A 17,041-nucleotide genomic window follows, 5' to 3' on the forward strand; every position below is an offset into this window, starting at 1 on the left:
TTCACGTTCTTTCATTGGAGTTTAACAACACTTCTTTCTTTATGTATGACTCTCTGAAAAACAAAAATAACGGTAATGCCAGCGATAAACCAACTGTAAACAAAGTTAATAGACATATCCACTTTTCTTTAATGTTATACTTTCTTGACTCATTAAACATAAAGATTATAAAAACAAAGCATGAAATAAAAAAGTCAACAGCGAAGAAGGTCGATATCGAGTTTGCAAATAATAAATCTACTAATAACCCTAAATCAAATCCGTTTTTGTTCAAGAATTGCACCAAAAAATAATACGGGAATACTGTGCCGATAATCGCAAATAACAAGTACACTTTTCTCATTTACATTAAACTTCCCCTCTTTATATGATTTTCACAAATAATATACTTCTTAATTAAACTCTTTCAGTTTAATAATACCTCATAAAAAATAATTTAAATAAATATTTCCATATATGATAATTAATTATAGATTAACATTTAAAATATTAATATATAAACTATATATTCCAAGAGAATATTGTGAATTATGTCTAACACTAAGAAAAGGTGGATTGATTATGAATTCAATATATAAGCCATTAATTTTAGCGGTGGTAGTAGGGGGATATGTATATATAGCCAGTAAAAGTGATAATAATGTGATACCAAATTTTGTCATACTTTATCTTATAATTACAATAGTTTATTTATTATTCAGAAAAATTGAAGAGAAAAGAAAAAGAGTAAGGAGAAGATAACTTAATTAAAAGTAGGAGATTCGAGACTCTGTGAAAAGATTCACTGTAAATTAGCCAACTACCTGAAAAAAAGTAGCTGATAGTAGCCAAATACCCAGATACTCAATAAATACGAGTATCTCGGCATTATTATTAACGATGCTAATTGAAAATGGACAACCAATAAAAACAGTTCAAAAAGATTAGGACATAGCAGATCAGCAATTACTGAAGACTGCTATGTCCATTTAACACAGAAGATGGCAAGAGATGCTACCGATATTTTTGATTCCATCGCTAAAGATTTTTAAATTGCTTGCACAATTTCAATGCAGTGGCAAATCGGTGGCATTCTCCACCCAACTGATACAAAACTATTTGCTTAAACCCCTATAAACCCTGTTATATCAATATTACTTCGAATCATCCATCTTCAGCACAGCCATGAATGCCTCTTGAGGGACTTCGACTGAGCCTACTTGTTTCATACGTTTTTTACCTTCTTTTTGTTTATCAAGAAGTTTTCGTTTACGGGAAATATCTCCACCATAACATTTCGCTAATACGTTTTTACGGATGGCTTTAATTGTTGAACGCGCCACGATTTTTTGTCCAACTGCTGCTTGAATTGGTACTTCAAATTGTTGGCGTGGGATTAATTCTTTTAATTTTTCTACGATGATTTTGCCTCGATCGTAGGCAAAGTCACGGTGTACGATAAAGCTTAGGGCATCGACTTGCTCACCATTTAATAAAATATCCATTTTCACTAATTTCGATGGCTGGTAACCAATAAGTTCATAGTCGAATGATGCATAGCCCTTTGTATTTGATTTTAAATAGTCAAAGAAATCATAGACAATTTCTGATAATGGCATTTCATAAATAATACTTACACGCGATGTATCAATATAATCCATCGTCATGAAATTACCACGCTTCATTTGACAAAGTTCCATAACCGCTCCCACATAATCATTTGGTACCATGATTGTTGCTTTCACATATGGTTCCTCGACACGATCGATTTTTTGCGGGTCTGGCATAAAGGAAGGGTTATCGACTTTCAGCTCAGTACCATCTGTCATATGAACATTGTAAATTACGGAAGGTGCTGTTGTAATTAAGTCGATATTAAATTCACGCTCAATACGCTCCTGAATAATTTCCATATGTAGTAATCCTAAGAATCCACAGCGGAAACCAAAACCAAGTGCTTGCGATGTCTCTGGCTCATATTGTAGCGCAGAATCATTTAACTCTAGCTTTTCTAACGCTTCACGTAAATCGTTGTATTTGGCTGTATCAATTGGATACAAACCACAGTAGACCATTGGGTTCAAACGGCGATAACCAGCTAATGGCTCAGCTGCAGGACGATTTGCATAGGTTACAGTATCCCCTACACGTGTGTCCCCTACATTTTTGATAGATGCGGTTAAATAACCTACATCACCCACTGTTAACTCAGCCTGTGGCACAACTTTTGGTGTATGTACCCCAACTTCAATAACTTCGAATTCCGCACCTGTTGCCATCATGCGAATTTTATCGCCAGGCTTAACAGTACCATTGATGACACGAATCGAAATGATAACACCTTTATAGGCATCATAAACAGAGTCAAAAATTAAAGCTTGTAGTGGTGCATCTGGATCACCAGTTGGCGCTGGTACCTTCTCTACGATTTGCTCTAGAATATCCTCGATACCAATACCTGCTTTCGCAGACGCTAATACTGCTTCAGAGGCATCTAATCCAATAACGTCTTCTACTTCTTGACGTACACGTTCTGGGTCAGCTGCAGGTAAATCAATTTTATTGATTACAGGTAAAATTTCTAAATCATTGTCAAGTGCTAAGTAAACATTTGCTAGTGTTTGTGCTTCAATACCTTGTGCTGCGTCCACAACTAATATGGCACCCTCACAAGCAGCTAAACTACGTGATACTTCATATGTGAAATCGACGTGTCCTGGTGTGTCGATTAAATGAAATGTATACACTTCGCCGTCTTTTGCTTCGTACTTTAATTGAACTGCATTTAACTTAATTGTAATGCCTCGCTCACGCTCTAAATCCATTGAGTCGAGGAGCTGTGCCTTCATCTCACGGGAAGTTAAAGATTTTGTTTGCTCTAAAATACGGTCAGCAAGCGTTGATTTCCCATGGTCAATATGTGCAATAATAGAGAAATTTCGTATATTCTCTTGTCGTTTTAAACGTGCTTCTCGGTTCATCTTTTCCACTCCTAATTAAACTATAATGAATTATACTATGAACATAACGCAAAGTACAACAGCAACTAGACTTGAAAGCCTATAATATCAATACTTTCAGTGTTTCATGACGTTTTTAAATTTTACAGTATTAAGTATATAAATGCAGGCAAATCAGCTATAGTAGTACTCGATGTGTAGCAGTTGAAATGAAAATGCGTCTACTCGACATGAGGAGAGATTCGATGGATGAATCTTCGCCTGATCAATCAAGAAAAGCACGCTATCTCCAAAAAATATCATCGTCCATATTGCTAAAAAGCGTGAACACAATCCCATTTTTATAAACCTAAACTATGGTTAGTAAAAGAAAGAATGGATATCGCACCATCTTCCACATAATGGAACAGATCAAATATCAAGCTTACCATACAGGAACAACTAATAGAGGTAGAGCAAATAGCTCCCTTTCTAAGATATAGAAAAAGTCAGCTACGCAGATAAAACTGTGTATACTGACCTTTTTTATTTTATTTGTTTAAGGATTGTTGAATGAGCTTTGTTAAAACTTCTATCCCTTTTTTCTCTAAATGTACACCGTCAGGGGCAAAGTATTCAGGGTGATTGATTGCTGCTGCATGCCAGTCAATTAGTGTTATTCGCTCATGTTCCTGTGCTTTTTGCAGTAAAGCTTCATTCACCTTTGCTTCCCAAGATCGCGGCACACGTGTATTCACTAAATAAATATCGGCATTAGAAAAAGCTTCAAGGAGTGCATCCATTTGGTCAGTCGTAAAATAACCATTTGTCCCCAATTGTAGAATGACTGCATGATTAGGTTGATTAAAACTTGCATAATTTGGTGCAAGTTTTACAGCTTGCGAAACTTGACGGCCTATTTTTCCATCGATTGTAATAGTCGGATACATATTATGTAAGCTCGGTGCAATATCAATCATTAGGGAGTCACCAATGGCTAGTATGCCACGATAAAACTCATCTTTTTCAGGCTCTATAATGGTGTTATTTTCTTCTTGCTTAGGTGTTTCTATCTTCTGAACATCCTCTCCTCCCTTATCCTTACTTTGAGAAGGCTTGTCGGTAGAGGCTTCAGCTTGTTTGTCCTGCTTGTTCAGATTGGCTGTAGGCTCTTCGCCATTAATTTTTATCGTTGTTGGCAGCGTTTTAGATGGGTTTTGCTGACTTTCACCCACTACACCTGTCATGCCTGTGAAAAATACAAGCAGAAAAAGAGGAACCATAACCGTTGATATTTTTCGTGGAAAAGTAAGGCTTCCCCACTTGTTTTTATTACAAATCAGATATTTTTGACAATAGACTCGGAACCCTTCTTTCCGGATGGGCATCTCAATGAAGCGATAGGATAGCTCTGCAATCATCAGGATTAGTAAAAGCTGCAGGAATATTCGCCAATAGGAAGGATTACCAATTTCATGAATGGGTGTCCCTAAAACCATGACAGGATAATGCCATAGATAAATGCCGTAGGAACGAGAGCCTATCCAACATAATGGCTTCCATGCTAATATTTTTCCTAGTATGCTGACTGGATGAGAAATACATGCAATCAAAACGGCAGCATTCAAGCAAAATAAAAACATGCCTCCTCTATAAAGAAAGGATTGATATTCATCCACATACACTATGCTTACTAAAAAAATAGTAAGTGCAATGAAACTCATAATATTTAGTTTCTTCACATGGTTCGCTGATAATTTTTGAGAAGATAGTCTTTTCATTGGCCAAACAAGTGCTAGCCAACAGCCTATTAATAATTCAAAACAACGTGTGTCCGTTCCATAATAAACACGACTAGGATCAGCGCCTGGCTGATAGAGTAACGCCATTACGAATGCTGAACAAAGGGCACCACAAAAGATGATATTTGCTAGTTTATTTTGTTTTTTAACAACAAAAAGTCCAATCATTAAGAGCAATGGCCATATCAAGTAAAATTGTTCTTCAATAGCTAATGACCATAGGTTTTTTAAAGGTGATGGAGAACCGAAACTATCAAAATAAGAGAGTTTATGAAAAATGAACCACCAATTACTTGAATAAAAAATGGAGGACAATGCATCCCCGCGCAAAGTATGGAGAAGCTCTTTATGAAAGAGCATTGCCCAAACAAATGATGTAATAATCATAACGTAGGCAGCTGGTAGTAGCCTTCTAAATCGTCCCACCCAAAATTTCTTTAGGCTGACTGTTAATTGATTGCCCTTTAAAGGTAAGATGGTAGAGGTGATTAAATAGCCCGATAATACAAAGAAGATATCTACTCCTAAAAAGCCACCTCTAGCCCAACTGAAGTTAAAATGATAAGCAATAACTGCTAATACAGCCAATGCTCGAATCCCGTCTAATCCAGGAATATAACGATGATTTAATGACTTGCCTGACATACTATTCCTTCCTTCAATAATCTCTCAATTTCGTTTCGGTATAATGTGTTGGTTTTTTCTAGCTGTACAAAGTAGAAGTCAATCTAAAAGCGCTGTCACAATCTGTAATAACCGCACACGGCTTTGGTTAAATGATGTTAGTTACATCCAAACGCTACAAGGAGTATCGCTTTTTGAAGGTATTCCCTTCTGCATCAAGATAAAACCTGTTGTCACGTAATAGAACCTTTTGGATTGATAACCATCCCCTCTCTATTATTTTTGCTTATTCACTTATATGTTTGACGATTGAAATACGATAAAAGTTTGAGAGAAAAATGAAACGTTATCATTTTTAGTCTTCTAAAAATTCATATGTATATTTGCTATAGAGGCATTCCCAAAAATGGTATATACTCCAAAAGTAAGTTTGCTTTATTTGCATATGCCTTCATTTAACGTTTTATCATGAAATTCGCGAGCCAACTTGAAAATTATAAGACAAGAATGGAGCAATGGAAAGACAATTAATGAGAATTATTTCTGGAAATTTTATTATCATACAAATAAAAAAAGTGAGCCCACAAGAGTCCCACTTTTTAATATGACTGGTCTATTTTGTTGAATCATTGACAAACGCTTTTGATATTGCCTTACCAATTACAGCAATCGTACGATTAACCTCTTCCTCAGTATTACCAATTCCACCAATCTCAATAATCATCATTTGCTTTGCTAAATCCTGATTGTATCGCCCATCAACCCCATCACCACTTTTAGAAATAACCCCTTTAGAAATTTTTGGAACGATGGCATTTAGTGTGGATGATAAACTTTCAGCATAGGCTGTATTCCAGCGGTAATTAGCATGTTCTGCCCCAACAACAATAGCGATTTTCGCATAATTTTCCCCATTATATGAGATCGTTGTAAGATCATGTTTTAATGAGTCACGATGTAAATCAACTATTAAATCATAATTATTTGTTTCTAAATGCTTACTTAAATATGGCCTCATCACATTATAAGATTCATGATAGCCTTTACCTTCTTCTTGTAATTTCTTCATAATATCTACATCAAGAACATCCGTCTTTAAACCATTTACATTAAAATGATTCACAATCTTATCCTTCAGGCTCATAATATTGACCGTTTCATGAGAAGTCGCTACCTTACCACTCACTGCTTTCACCATAGGTTCATATGCTTCATGCGTATGGGTAAATAACACTAACACTTTAAATGGGTCCGGGTCTAGGGCTTGATCTGGTTCAGGTTCTTTCGTTTGTTCCAGTACACTTTGTTCAGCTAAATTGGTAGCAGCAAACACGACTTGCTTATCTTCTGATTGTTTGATCGGAGTCGATGCTTGCTTGTTGAACGGAAGTTGCCCAGCAATGACAGGTAATACGAAAAAGAACAATAATATACCAAATGACCATTGTAGTTTTTTTAGCAAAGTCACACCCTCCTCCCCATATCGTATGGAGGGGGGATGTTAATTAGAACGAAAATAAATTTCTTGTTTTACGCATAAATAAGCGTGTTTTAGAAGGACTACTCTAAGCGTTGTTTCTTCATTATTTTATAAATCACTTGCCCAATTCATTAGCATAGAAGCCACTAATTTTGCATAGCGATCAATCCAATAGTCTGCTTCTTTTGGTGTAACCATCAGTTGTGTGTGGGAGCCAGCGAAGGTTTCCTCAAACAGCTGCTGGCGCTCCTCCTTCGTCCATGTCGCCCATTCTCCAAATATAGGTTGTACTAATGTCATATCCAGTTCCTTGTTGATATCTGGTTGCCATGAGGATAATGAAAGCTTTGATGACGGTTTACTGCGTTCAGCCACACGAGCAGCTATCGAACGTAGCATAGTTTCTACCGCATCCGCAATTAATACAGGTGCATCTACTACAGTAGGGATCCCTATTGCTGTTACGGGAATGCCAAGCATCTCATAGGAAATCTCTTGCCGTTGATTGCCTACTCCTGAACCTGGATGTATGCCTGTATCTGTTAATTGAATCGTTTTACAGAGTCGATTACTCGCTCTTGTAGCAAGTGCATCTACTACAATGATTAATTTTGGTTGCAGACGTTCAGCAATAGCAGCCACAAACTCACCTGTTTCGTAGCCTGTTTGTCCTGTTACACCAGGAGCATACATGACAAATTTTTCATCAATGACATCTAAACTATGCAAATGGTCAATTAAATAGGGACCTATTGCATCGGGGGTAATAGTGCGATTTCCTAAACCGACTATTAAAATTTTATCGTCTTCTTGCCAAGAAAGTGCGTCATGCATTTTTTTGAAATTTACAAGCAATTCTTGTTCAAGTTGTGCAAAGCCTTCTTGATCTTCTAATGTTAGTGTCGGGACAGAAAGGGTAATATACTGCCCTTCTTTTTTACCAATTTGCTTTTCCCCTTCAGCATCTACAAGAACATCTGTGATTTTTACTCTACCAGCATTCCGATCTTCAATTTGAATGCCACTTGATTGTTCAAGCTTTTCTTTTTGCTCTTTGGTCTGATGGACAACTACCTCTTCTGATTCATCGATTAAATCTGTTCGTTGCCAATTAAAATTTTGCATACAGTTCACCTCAAGCTGTAGTTTGTTCAAACTGTCAAGTAAATATTCTTTGCATTTATCTATTGCAATTTGGCCAAGCGTTTGTTAAAATGATTTTTGTTGTATTGACACAAGAAATCAATGAGAAGATATCATCTCGTACCTAATTTAGGAGGTGAAATATATGCCAAACATTAAATCTGCGATTAAACGCGTAAAAGTTAACGAAAAAGCTAACATTGCTAATTCTCAAGCTAAATCTGCAATGCGTACTACAGTGAAAAAAGCTGAAAACGCTGTTGCTGCTAACGCTGAAAACAAACAAGAACTTTTACAAGCAGCTTTCAAATCTTTAGATAAAGCAGCTTCAAAAGGACTTATCCACAAAAACGCGGCGGCTCGTAAAAAGTCTCGCCTTGCTAAAAAAGCGTAATTGTTTAAAGGATCAGATACTCTATTAGGAGTAGCTGATCTTTTTAATTTTATAGAGAACAAAAAAAGCTGCCCTTATTGGACAGCTTTCTTTGCCTATAGTTGGCGCAATAAAAATAGCTCTAGATAGCGCTCTCGATTTCCACCAGACGATTTTAGCTGTAAATCAACCTCTGCTAATTGATATAATGCCCGTAGCAAATTTTCTTCTGAAGGCCGATGCCGTTGCTCAATCATAAGTTTGACGCGATACGGATGAATTTTTAAATTTTTAGCGATTTGTTGAGGGTGATAACCTTTTTTCAATAAATAAAAAACATTTGACATGGTACGAACATTGGATGCTAGCAAGCCCACTAACATAATAGGTTCTTGTTTTTGTCGCAATAAATCATGATAGATAGACAAGGCTCCGACAGAGTCATTTGCCAAATATGCGTTAAGCATTTTAAAGGCATCTTGCTCTAATGTTTTTGCCACCAAATCCTCCACTAAAGAAGTTGTAATTTCGCCACCATCACCTAAATAAAGGGTTAGCTTGTCAATTTCCATCTGTAATTGTAGCATGTTGGCTCCGACCATCGTAACAAGCAATTCAATAGCATCTTGTGTAATGCTATTACCTTGTGTTTTGACAATGCCTTGAATCCATACGGCTAAATCCTGCTCTTTTGGTGTTTCTGCTTGTACAAATAATGCATGCTCTTTCATCATTTTAGTCACTTTTTTGCGCTCATCCAATTTTTCAAAAGGAGCAATAAAAACCGTTACGGAAAAATCAGAAGGATTCGACAACCATGTTTCCAATCGTTTCACATCATGATCGATTTTTTCCTTCCCTTTCTCGGTTGCCTTTAAAAACGAAGCATTTTTAGCAATAATAAGCTTACGTTCTGAGAAAAAAGGAATGGTATCTGCTTCATCCATGACTGCATCTACTGGTACTTCTTCTAAATCAAATGTGGACATCTCCAGATCTTCTTCTGGACCCATTGCCTCTTTTAAACGTTTAATAGTTTCATCTATAAAATAGCTTTCTTCACCAACAAGCAAATATACTGGTGCAAGCTCACCTTTTTTTATTGTATTCCAAACCGTTGAAATCATAATTTCCCCTCCATCTAGCAATACTATTAGTATACATGATTTCATAGTCCTTTGTGTCTTTGACCGAATTGTGTCGATTCCTTGCCAGACGGGGAAATCACCTTTTCGATATAGCTTTTATGACCATGTTGTCTTATAATAAATAACAGAATTGGAGGGATAACAATGAATCCATTTGAAGGAAAAAACATACAATGTCGACGTAACGATGCCATCGATTCTGGTGTTGGCTTCGGTGTATCATTTGGCGTTTTCACGCTTATGTTTATTATTGCAACTATAGTAGAATTTGTATCACAGTAATTGGACTTATGCAGGAGAAGGGCCTTGGTCATTGGACAAGGCCCTTTTCATTTACGCTAACGGACCAGCGATTATCACGAATACGTATTTCGATTGATCCATTCACCCCTGTTGTCCATGTCACTAAATCTCTACTGACAAAACGTTGTACTACTTCTTCATGTGGATGACCATAACGATTATGGAGACCTGCACTAAAAACGGTTAATTGGGGCTGTAGCAGCTCGACAAATTCTTCTGTGCTTGATGTCTTACTCCCATGATGCCCTGCCTTCAGCAATGTGAGATTGGCCAATAAAGGTCCATAACGCTTGATCAGCTGTTGTTCGCCATATTGCTCCAAATCCCCTGTAAATAACGCTGTAAACGCCTTTTGCTGCATGTACAGGACAAGAGAATCATCATTTCCCTCATACAAGGCGTCATCAGGCCATAAGTAATAAAAATCTGTATCCCCTACATGCCACGAAGTCCCCTTCATTTTTTCTTTAATAGGAATATGTCGCTTATTTGCTTCTCGCAATAAATCATCCATTAAAGGCTCATTCAATGAACCAGGTGTAACGTGTATTTCCTTCATGTTAATCTCTTGTAAGACTTCCTCTGCTCCTTCAATATGATCTGCGTCTGCATGCGAAGCAATAAAAATATCGATAGTTCGTATTCCCTTGCCTTTTAAAAATGGGACGACAACTTGCTTCCCTACCTCATATGGACTATCTGCTTTCTTCCATGATTCCTGCTCAAAGCGCAATACTCCACCTGTATCTATAACATAGACAGCTCGTCTAAAAGGCAATTCAATGACAATACTATCTCCTTGCCCTACATTTAAGAAGGTAATCTTTGTTTCGTTATACAACATGGGTGCCAAATGAATCCAAATAACAGGGATGACAAGGATCAAAATAGCTTTCCTGAATCTTTTTATTTCCAAATAATAGAAGCTCACTAAAACACTTAACATCGCCACGCAGCTCAGCCAAATAGATGGTTTGCCTGGTGACCATAATTGCCAAGGAAGCTCTTGCATATAAAAGATTACTTCGGTCAACCAATTACGCAGCGGTTCATAGCCAGCAAATAGGACATTAGCAAGTGGTAAAGAAAGATAAGATAGCACAAAGGCAATCATGTTAAAGGGTAATATAATAAAGGAAAACAGTGGAACAAAAACAATATTGACAAAAAACGAGGATAAAGATAATTCATAAAAATGATGGAGTAATAGTGGGTAAACGAGCAGTTGGCACACGAATGTGATAAAAAAAGAACGACCTAGCCAAGTTCTTGTCTGCTTAAAAATAATACCAGAATAAAGAAGACTAGCGGTTGCTAAATAGGATAGCTGGAAACCAATTTGGAAAATAACACCTGGCTCAAGCAAAACAAAGCCTATAAAGCTAATAGCTAATGCATCATCGATCGAAAGAACCCACTTAAAAAAGCGCAGTAACATCATCAATTCTACTACAGAAACAGCACGCCATACAGAAGGTGCTCCCCCTGCAATAACTCCATAAACCGGTAAGAGGATCAATAGCACGACAGTAGCCATTTCCTTGCGAACTCTTATTCTAAGTAATCCTTCAAAAAAGAGCCAAGACATCAGCGCGACATGTAGCCCAGAAATCGCAAATAAATGGGTAATACCAAGCTTTTGATAGGCACGCTGCAGTTCATCCTCCATCTGATCTTGCACCCCTATTAAAAGTGCTTGAGCCTCTGCTACAAGTGATTTGGGAAAAGTCCTCTCTATATGCTTTTTCATATTGTGTCTTACTTCGGCAAGAATAGTGAAGATGGAGGTTGGTTTTCCTACATAATGCCAATTCGTGATTTCAACAACGCCTGTTGCTCCTTTGCTCGTTAAATAGTTTGACATGGAAAAGGCATAAGCATGTGCAGATGGAGAGGGAGTCACGAGTTCACCTTTTGCAGAATACGTCATTCCAGTTAATGAGGTATTTTCATAAAAATTTTTCTCTTGTTCCGAGGAAAAGGTATAAACTACGTAAAGTTTTTGGCCATTTGTTGTTGTAGCAAACCCACGGAGTTTTTGCCCGTTTATTTTATAGTCACTTGACCAAGTTATAGGGAAGGTTGACGGTAAAGGGGAAGGTTCCGTCAGATGATTGATAGAAAGGAAAAAATAAGTTAGTAGACCACTAGTTAGCACAAAAATTGCAAGAAAACGTGACTCACCTTTTATGGTGAGCCACAGGACTAGTAGCAGTAAAAAAATGAGTAGCCATGCTGATTTGTATACTGCAATAGCAGCTATCAATACAGCAAGAGCTACCATAATCCATCTATGCTTTAAAGCTTGATGCCAAATAATGCACTCACCTTCTGTTCATATGGGAGCAATTTTTCAGCAGATACCCCACTCTCGCGAAGCTCGTGCAGCATTTCTGTATACAAAGCTAGTTTGTCATCTCGTAAAAAATCAATTTTACGTTCATCAAAGGGTACATGAACTACTTCCACTCCAGCTTTTGCAAATAACTCCTGTGCATATGGATTATTTTTATAATCTGTTGCGTAATACACACGTTCTATGCCAGCTTGAATGATAGATTTTGTACATGGTAAACATGGAAAATGTGTTACATACAAATCAGCACCTTTTGTCGGTGTTCCATATTTAGCACATTGCAGTAAGGCATTCATTTCAGCATGCACGGTACGGACGCAATGATTATCAACCACATAGCACCCTTTTTCGATACAATGCTCGTCCCCTGTAATGGAACCGTTATAACCACCTGCAATGATGCGTTTGTCCCGTACAACAGTTGCTCCTACAGCTAGTCTTGTACATGTACTACGTAATGCGAGTAAATGGCTTTGTGCCATAAAAAATTGATCCCAAGTAATTCGCTCCATATGACTACCTCCAAAAATTGTCTAACTAATTAACTTTCTCTTGCTTTTCTACTATAGTGTAGCCCTTTTAGAAAAGGGGCGTCAATATACCATCCTGTAAAAGCATTACTTTACAGTAATCGCATCCTTTAGCTTTTCAAATGTTTTATCACCAATACCACTAACATTTTTTAAGTCATCTATGGTTTGAAACTGCCCATTTTCCTCTCGATACGTAAGGATACTTTGTGCTTTAGAAGGACCGATTCCTGGCAATGTTGCTAACGTTGCTACATCAGCTTTATTGATATTAATCTTTTGCTCCTTATTAGTCTCAGTAGGTAGCGTTAACAGAGAAGAGGCTCCTTCCTCTAGCTGTTCGCCTTTGAGAGGAATATAGATTACCATTTCATCCTGTACCTTTTGGGCATGATTGATAAATTGTGTGTCAGCATTCTCTGTATAGCCACCAGCAAGCTGTACAACATCTTTTATACGTTGGTCTTGCTCAAGTTCATAAACGCCTGGATACATTACAGCACCCTTTATTTCCACAAATACCTGCTGCATAACCGCTTCCTCAGCAGATTCACTCAAATTTTTTTCTTCAATAGGTTGGATTGTTTCGATGAGCTCTTCTTGGGGAGGTGAAGAGTCAGAACTCGAAAAATAGAAGTAACAAAGTCCACTGACGACTAGTATGCTGGGGAATAACATACTTTTTTTGTACTTTTGCCATAAAGATTGTAGCACAGTACCATCCTTTCCTTGCGAAAGGTCATCATATGGAGTTATATATATCTTACACTATGGATGGGTGGTTGAAAATGATAAAAAAACGTCAGAAGTTTCAATTTACCTGTTGAAGAGAGCTATCCTCTTAGTTATATCCAGTTTTATCCGACAATTTAGCCTCTTTATCCGCCTGTTCAAGTGTTCTATCCGCTACTTTAATCTTTCTATCCACTACTTTAGCTTTTCTATCCATCAAAAAAAGCCACACTGCGTATTACACAGTGTAGCTCCCTTTTCTTTATTTTAGCGCACGAATAAAAATGCGTTCACTTTCCTCATCAGGTGCCTCATCTGTAAAGTCTGCTGTAATTTCCACATGACTAAAACCGATGGCATGCAACCAAGCCATATACTGCTCGATAGTGTAAGTACGTTGCACGTGCTCCTCATCAAAGCGTTCATATAATTCACTTGCGTCATCTCGTACATAAAAGGTCATTTGATGAATAACCGAATGTTCAAAGTCGGCAGGCTCCGTATGCCATATATAACTAATGTCACCATCATCATATGTGAACGGACCATCTAAAAAAATCTCATTCATTTTAAATAACGAGTGAACATCAAAAAACAGCTGACCTCCATCACGCAACGCCGCATAGATACGTTCTAATGTCGTATAAACAGAGTGCTCCTCTACCACATAATTCAAGGAATCAATTGTGATTGTGACAACATCGATTTCCTCAAAGCCATCTAGTTCGACCATAGACATACAGTATAATGGTGCATGGTAGCCTGCACCAGCAAAGCGTTCTGCGGCAATGGACAGCATCTCTTCTGATAAATCGATTCCACTGACTTGATAACCAGACTTTGCAAATAACAAGCTAAGTACACCAGTACCACAACCAATATCCAACAGTTTTGGGTACTGGCTGCTTGGTGCATGCTGTACAACCCAATCTACATAAAGATTGTAAGGAATATCCGTTTGCAGCTCATCATAGACATGAGCAAAGCGTTCGTAACTCACTTAGGCCTCCGGCATGTCTAGTTGCGGTGCATCGCCCCAAAGACGCTCTAAATTATAATAAGCACGCTCATCCTTATGGAATACATGTGCCACAACATCGCCTAGGTCAACTAGTACCCAACGAGCTCCATCAAATCCTTCGACACGGCGAATTTCATAGCCTTGTTGTTCAGCTACATCCTGTAATTCGCGTGCAATGGCTTGCACTTGGCGATCTGAGTTACCATGAGCAATGATAAAATAATCTGCTAAAAGGGAAATTCCTTGCATATTTAAAACGACAATATCCTCACCATGTTTGTCGTCAATTGCTTTGTACGCTGCTTGTAATAAAGTTGAAGTCATCCTTCACTATCCTCTCTGTTCATCATATCGTTATAACATTCTATAGATAAAGGATAAATCGGCTGCTTTGTGTCAATTAAAAATGCCAAAGTATGGCGTACACATGCACTCATCGCCTTATCCAAATTTTTTTGTGCTTTTTTGCGCAGACGATCAACTCCATCAAATCGACGGTTCGGTTCAATCATATCTGCGACAAAAATAATTTTTTCTAAACGGCTCATATTAGCCCGCCCAGTTGTATGGAAACGAATAGCATTCAATAGCTCATCGTCTGTGATACCAAACTCACTTTGTGCTATACATGCACCTACTGGACCATGTAGTAATTCACTACCCCATCCAATTAGTCTTTCATCTAATTTTTCATCACGAACGATATTTTCCATCCACTCAATATCAGCATATTTAGCAATATCATGGAGGATAGCTGCTGTTTCAGCTTTTTTTACGTCCTCGCCATATTTATGAGCTAGGTTGATGGCCGTTTCCATCACTCCGACTGTATGAATATAACGTTTTTCAGGCATTCTTGGCTTAATCGCCGCTAAATACTGTTCGCGTTCCATAAAGACCTTCCTCTCGTATGAACGTCTCTACAGCTTCTGGTAGTAGAAATGTCACCGTTCCTCCTGTAGCCAGGCGTTCACGAATCAGTGTGGACGATAAATCGATTTGAGGTATTTCCACCATACGTATAGGGTACTCTGTTGCCGCGGCTGTCCCTGGACGCTTTACTCCGACAAACTGAACAAGTTTCACTAAATCATCTATACAATGCCATGTATGTAGCGAATCAATCATATCGCCACCGATGATAAAGTAAAATTTCACATTGGGCTCTCTTCTACACAATGTAGAAAGTGTCTCATAGGAATAGGATACGCCACCCTTCTCAAGCTCATACGACTCTACTGAAAAATAAGGAAATGGACGAATCGCACGTTTTACCATTTCAAGTCGTTCAACATTACTAGCATCAAAACGTGCATGCTTATGTGGTGGGATGGCATTAGGCATAAAGCGGATTTCATCAAGTTCTAGCGCATGAAATACTTCATTTGCCATTAAAAGATGACCCATATGTGGTGGGTTAAATGTACCTCCAAGTAAACCGACCCTTTTCATCGTCTCACCTTATTTCGTTACTTTTGGTAATACAATCTTTTTATGATTGCGTGACTCTTTATATAAAACAACTGTCAGACCGATTAATTGGACAAGCTCCGCATGAGCGCCTGTGGCTAATGCTTCTGCGACTTCATGTTTATCCTCTTCACAGTTATCTAAAATACGTACTTTAATCAATTCACGTACTTCTAATGCCTCGCGAATTTGCTTTGTCATTTCATCATTAACGCCACCTTTTCCCACTTGGAAAATAGGTGTTAAATGGTGTGCTTCTGCACGTAAAAAACGTTTCTGTTTACCTGTTAACATAAAAATTAGTTTCCTCCTAATTGCGCCTTCAGTTGCGCAATCATTGAATTTGTATTTGGATAGTTTCCTAACCAGTGTTCAAAAGCGATGGCTCCTTGATGGACAAACATTCCTAAGCCAGTGACAATCGTTGCTCCTTTTTCTTCAGCCGCTTGTAAAAAAGGCGTCATTAATGGATTATACACAATATCCGCAACAATTGCTTCTTTCATCAGCCGATCTAATGAAAATGGCATTGAAAAATTGCCCGTGGAAAGGCCAGCTGATGTCATTTGCACAATAATGCTGAAATCAGCTAGCGTTTCTTCCGCTTGTTGTAATGAAATGGCACGTCCCATACCCATTTCATCAATAATCATTTGTGCATTCGTCACCGTACGATTGGCGATGGTTACATGACGATAGCCTTGTTGCTGCATAGCAAAGGCAATGCCTCGAGCAGCACCTCCAGCACCAACAAGTAATACAGGCTTGTCTTTATGAGAAACCCCAACGGCTTCTTCCAGTGATCGAACAAATCCAATACCATCTGTATTATAGCCTTTCAGCTTTCCTTCTGTTGTTCGTACGACTGTATTCACTGCGCCCATTTTTTGTGCCAGCTCATCTAGCTCGTCTAGATACGGAATGATTGCTGTTTTATGAGGAATGGTCACGTTCCAGCCACTTGCCCCTAATGTCTTCAAACCAGCAACAGCAGATTCTAATTGATCAGGCGTTACATGTAAAGGAATATATGTCGCATCAATTGACATGTCCTCAAACCAAGCATTGTGCATGGCAGGTGATTTTGAATGTTCAATTGGATCACCCATAACTGCAAACCATTTCTTCATTTCCTAGTCCC

At 38.1% G+C, this 17,041-nt stretch carries 17 protein-coding genes; 2 read left to right on the forward strand and 15 right to left on the reverse strand.

Features of this window, described 5'->3' with window-relative positions:
* Position 1: 1 nt before the first annotated feature.
* The 5 genes from C7B89_RS16440 to gpr form a co-directional block, all read right to left on the reverse strand.
* Complete coding sequence (locus C7B89_RS16440; RefSeq protein ID WP_081011009.1) at positions 2 to 343, reverse strand: DUF2834 domain-containing protein; 342 nt, start codon at positions 341 to 343, stop codon at positions 2 to 4.
* 790 nt (positions 344 to 1,133) lie between these two features.
* A complete protein-coding gene (gene lepA / locus C7B89_RS16450) occupies positions 1,134 to 2,960 on the reverse strand; it encodes a translation elongation factor 4 (protein WP_004226914.1) in 1,827 nt (608 codons plus the stop codon).
* Positions 2,961 to 3,469: 509 nt separating this feature from the next.
* A complete protein-coding gene (locus tag C7B89_RS16455) occupies positions 3,470 to 5,365 on the reverse strand; it encodes an acyltransferase family protein (RefSeq protein WP_115674126.1) in 1,896 nt (631 codons plus the stop codon).
* A 592-nt stretch (positions 5,366 to 5,957) separates the two neighbouring features.
* Entirely contained in the window at positions 5,958 to 6,812 is an 855-nt protein-coding gene (gene spoIIP, locus C7B89_RS16460) for a stage II sporulation protein P (protein WP_225340378.1), read from the reverse strand.
* Between the two features lie 120 nt (positions 6,813 to 6,932).
* On the reverse strand, positions 6,933 to 7,949 hold the full coding sequence (gpr, locus tag C7B89_RS16465) for a GPR endopeptidase (protein WP_066036467.1): 1,017 nt from the start codon (positions 7,947 to 7,949) through the stop codon (positions 6,933 to 6,935).
* 163 nt (positions 7,950 to 8,112) lie between these two features.
* Between gpr and rpsT the strand changes: the two genes are divergently transcribed.
* Positions 8,113 to 8,361 (forward strand): 30S ribosomal protein S20, encoded by a 249-nt coding sequence (rpsT, locus tag C7B89_RS16470; protein WP_004226906.1) that lies wholly within the window; start codon positions 8,113 to 8,115, stop codon positions 8,359 to 8,361.
* Positions 8,362 to 8,456: 95 nt separating this feature from the next.
* Here rpsT and holA read toward each other — a convergent pair whose 3' ends face one another.
* A complete protein-coding gene (holA, locus tag C7B89_RS16475) occupies positions 8,457 to 9,467 on the reverse strand; it encodes a DNA polymerase III subunit delta (protein ID WP_115674127.1) in 1,011 nt (336 codons plus the stop codon).
* A gap of 165 nt (positions 9,468 to 9,632) precedes the next feature.
* On the opposite strand from holA, the gene C7B89_RS16480 reads away from it, so the two are divergent.
* On the forward strand, positions 9,633 to 9,770 hold the full coding sequence (locus C7B89_RS16480; RefSeq protein WP_004226902.1) for a YqzM family protein: 138 nt from the start codon (positions 9,633 to 9,635) through the stop codon (positions 9,768 to 9,770).
* 28 nt (positions 9,771 to 9,798) lie between these two features.
* On the opposite strand, the gene C7B89_RS16485 is transcribed toward C7B89_RS16480, so the two are convergent.
* From C7B89_RS16485 to aroE, 9 genes are all read right to left on the reverse strand, one after another.
* On the reverse strand, positions 9,799 to 12,075 hold the full coding sequence (locus C7B89_RS16485; protein ID WP_115674129.1) for a DNA internalization-related competence protein ComEC/Rec2: 2,277 nt from the start codon (positions 12,073 to 12,075) through the stop codon (positions 9,799 to 9,801).
* Positions 12,076 to 12,089: 14 nt separating this feature from the next.
* Complete coding sequence (locus C7B89_RS16490) at positions 12,090 to 12,659, reverse strand: ComE operon protein 2 (RefSeq protein WP_004226897.1); 570 nt, start codon at positions 12,657 to 12,659, stop codon at positions 12,090 to 12,092.
* Positions 12,660 to 12,764: 105 nt separating this feature from the next.
* Positions 12,765 to 13,391, reverse strand: a complete 627-nt coding sequence (locus C7B89_RS16495; protein WP_103118466.1) for a helix-hairpin-helix domain-containing protein — start codon at positions 13,389 to 13,391, stop codon at positions 12,765 to 12,767.
* Positions 13,392 to 13,671: 280 nt separating this feature from the next.
* On the reverse strand, positions 13,672 to 14,409 hold the full coding sequence (locus tag C7B89_RS16500; RefSeq protein ID WP_115674130.1) for a class I SAM-dependent DNA methyltransferase: 738 nt from the start codon (positions 14,407 to 14,409) through the stop codon (positions 13,672 to 13,674).
* A complete protein-coding gene (rsfS, locus tag C7B89_RS16505) occupies positions 14,410 to 14,754 on the reverse strand; it encodes a ribosome silencing factor (protein WP_004226890.1) in 345 nt (114 codons plus the stop codon).
* Positions 14,751 to 15,323 carry a bis(5'-nucleosyl)-tetraphosphatase (symmetrical) YqeK gene (yqeK, locus tag C7B89_RS16510; protein WP_115674131.1) on the reverse strand — a complete coding sequence of 191 codons (573 nt, stop codon included), beginning with the start codon at positions 15,321 to 15,323 and terminating at the stop codon, positions 14,751 to 14,753. The genes rsfS and yqeK overlap by 4 nt, the downstream gene beginning before the upstream one ends.
* Positions 15,292 to 15,882 (reverse strand): nicotinate-nucleotide adenylyltransferase, encoded by a 591-nt coding sequence (locus C7B89_RS16515; RefSeq protein ID WP_115674132.1) that lies wholly within the window; start codon positions 15,880 to 15,882, stop codon positions 15,292 to 15,294. The genes yqeK and C7B89_RS16515 overlap by 32 nt, the downstream gene beginning before the upstream one ends.
* Before the next feature lie 9 nt (positions 15,883 to 15,891).
* Positions 15,892 to 16,194 (reverse strand): ribosome assembly RNA-binding protein YhbY, encoded by a 303-nt coding sequence (yhbY, locus tag C7B89_RS16520; protein WP_048392151.1) that lies wholly within the window; start codon positions 16,192 to 16,194, stop codon positions 15,892 to 15,894.
* 5 nt (positions 16,195 to 16,199) lie between these two features.
* Positions 16,200 to 17,030: a shikimate dehydrogenase gene (aroE, locus tag C7B89_RS16525; protein ID WP_054550070.1), complete on the reverse strand. Its 831-nt coding sequence runs from the start codon at positions 17,028 to 17,030 to the stop codon at positions 16,200 to 16,202.
* Between the last annotated feature and the right edge of the window lie 11 nt (positions 17,031 to 17,041).

The sequence above is a fragment of the Lysinibacillus capsici genome, assembly GCF_003367505.1.
GTDB classification, from domain to species: Bacteria; Bacillota; Bacilli; order Bacillales_A; family Planococcaceae; genus Lysinibacillus; species Lysinibacillus capsici.

Coding starts and splice junctions, on each gene's coding strand:
- yqeK (WP_115674131.1), bottom strand. CDS start 15,323: ATGGAACGCGAACAGTATTTAGCGGCGATTAAGCCAAGAATGCCTGAA.
- holA (WP_115674127.1), bottom strand. CDS start 9,467: ATGATTTCAACGGTTTGGAATACAATAAAAAAAGGTGAGCTTGCACCA.
- aroE (WP_054550070.1), bottom strand. CDS start 17,030: ATGAAGAAATGGTTTGCAGTTATGGGTGATCCAATTGAACATTCAAAA.
- C7B89_RS16440 (WP_081011009.1), bottom strand. CDS start 343: ATGAGAAAAGTGTACTTGTTATTTGCGATTATCGGCACAGTATTCCCG.
- C7B89_RS16455 (WP_115674126.1), bottom strand. CDS start 5,365: ATGTCAGGCAAGTCATTAAATCATCGTTATATTCCTGGATTAGACGGG.
- C7B89_RS16515 (WP_115674132.1), bottom strand. CDS start 15,882: ATGAAAAGGGTCGGTTTACTTGGAGGTACATTTAACCCACCACATATG.
- rpsT (WP_004226906.1), top strand. CDS start 8,113: ATGCCAAACATTAAATCTGCGATTAAACGCGTAAAAGTTAACGAAAAA.
- yhbY (WP_048392151.1), bottom strand. CDS start 16,194: ATGTTAACAGGTAAACAGAAACGTTTTTTACGTGCAGAAGCACACCAT.
- gpr (WP_066036467.1), bottom strand. CDS start 7,949: ATGCAAAATTTTAATTGGCAACGAACAGATTTAATCGATGAATCAGAA.
- C7B89_RS16490 (WP_004226897.1), bottom strand. CDS start 12,659: ATGGAGCGAATTACTTGGGATCAATTTTTTATGGCACAAAGCCATTTA.
- lepA (WP_004226914.1), bottom strand. CDS start 2,960: ATGAACCGAGAAGCACGTTTAAAACGACAAGAGAATATACGAAATTTC.
- C7B89_RS16485 (WP_115674129.1), bottom strand. CDS start 12,075: ATGGTAGCTCTTGCTGTATTGATAGCTGCTATTGCAGTATACAAATCA.
- rsfS (WP_004226890.1), bottom strand. CDS start 14,754: ATGACTTCAACTTTATTACAAGCAGCGTACAAAGCAATTGACGACAAA.
- C7B89_RS16480 (WP_004226902.1), top strand. CDS start 9,633: ATGAATCCATTTGAAGGAAAAAACATACAATGTCGACGTAACGATGCC.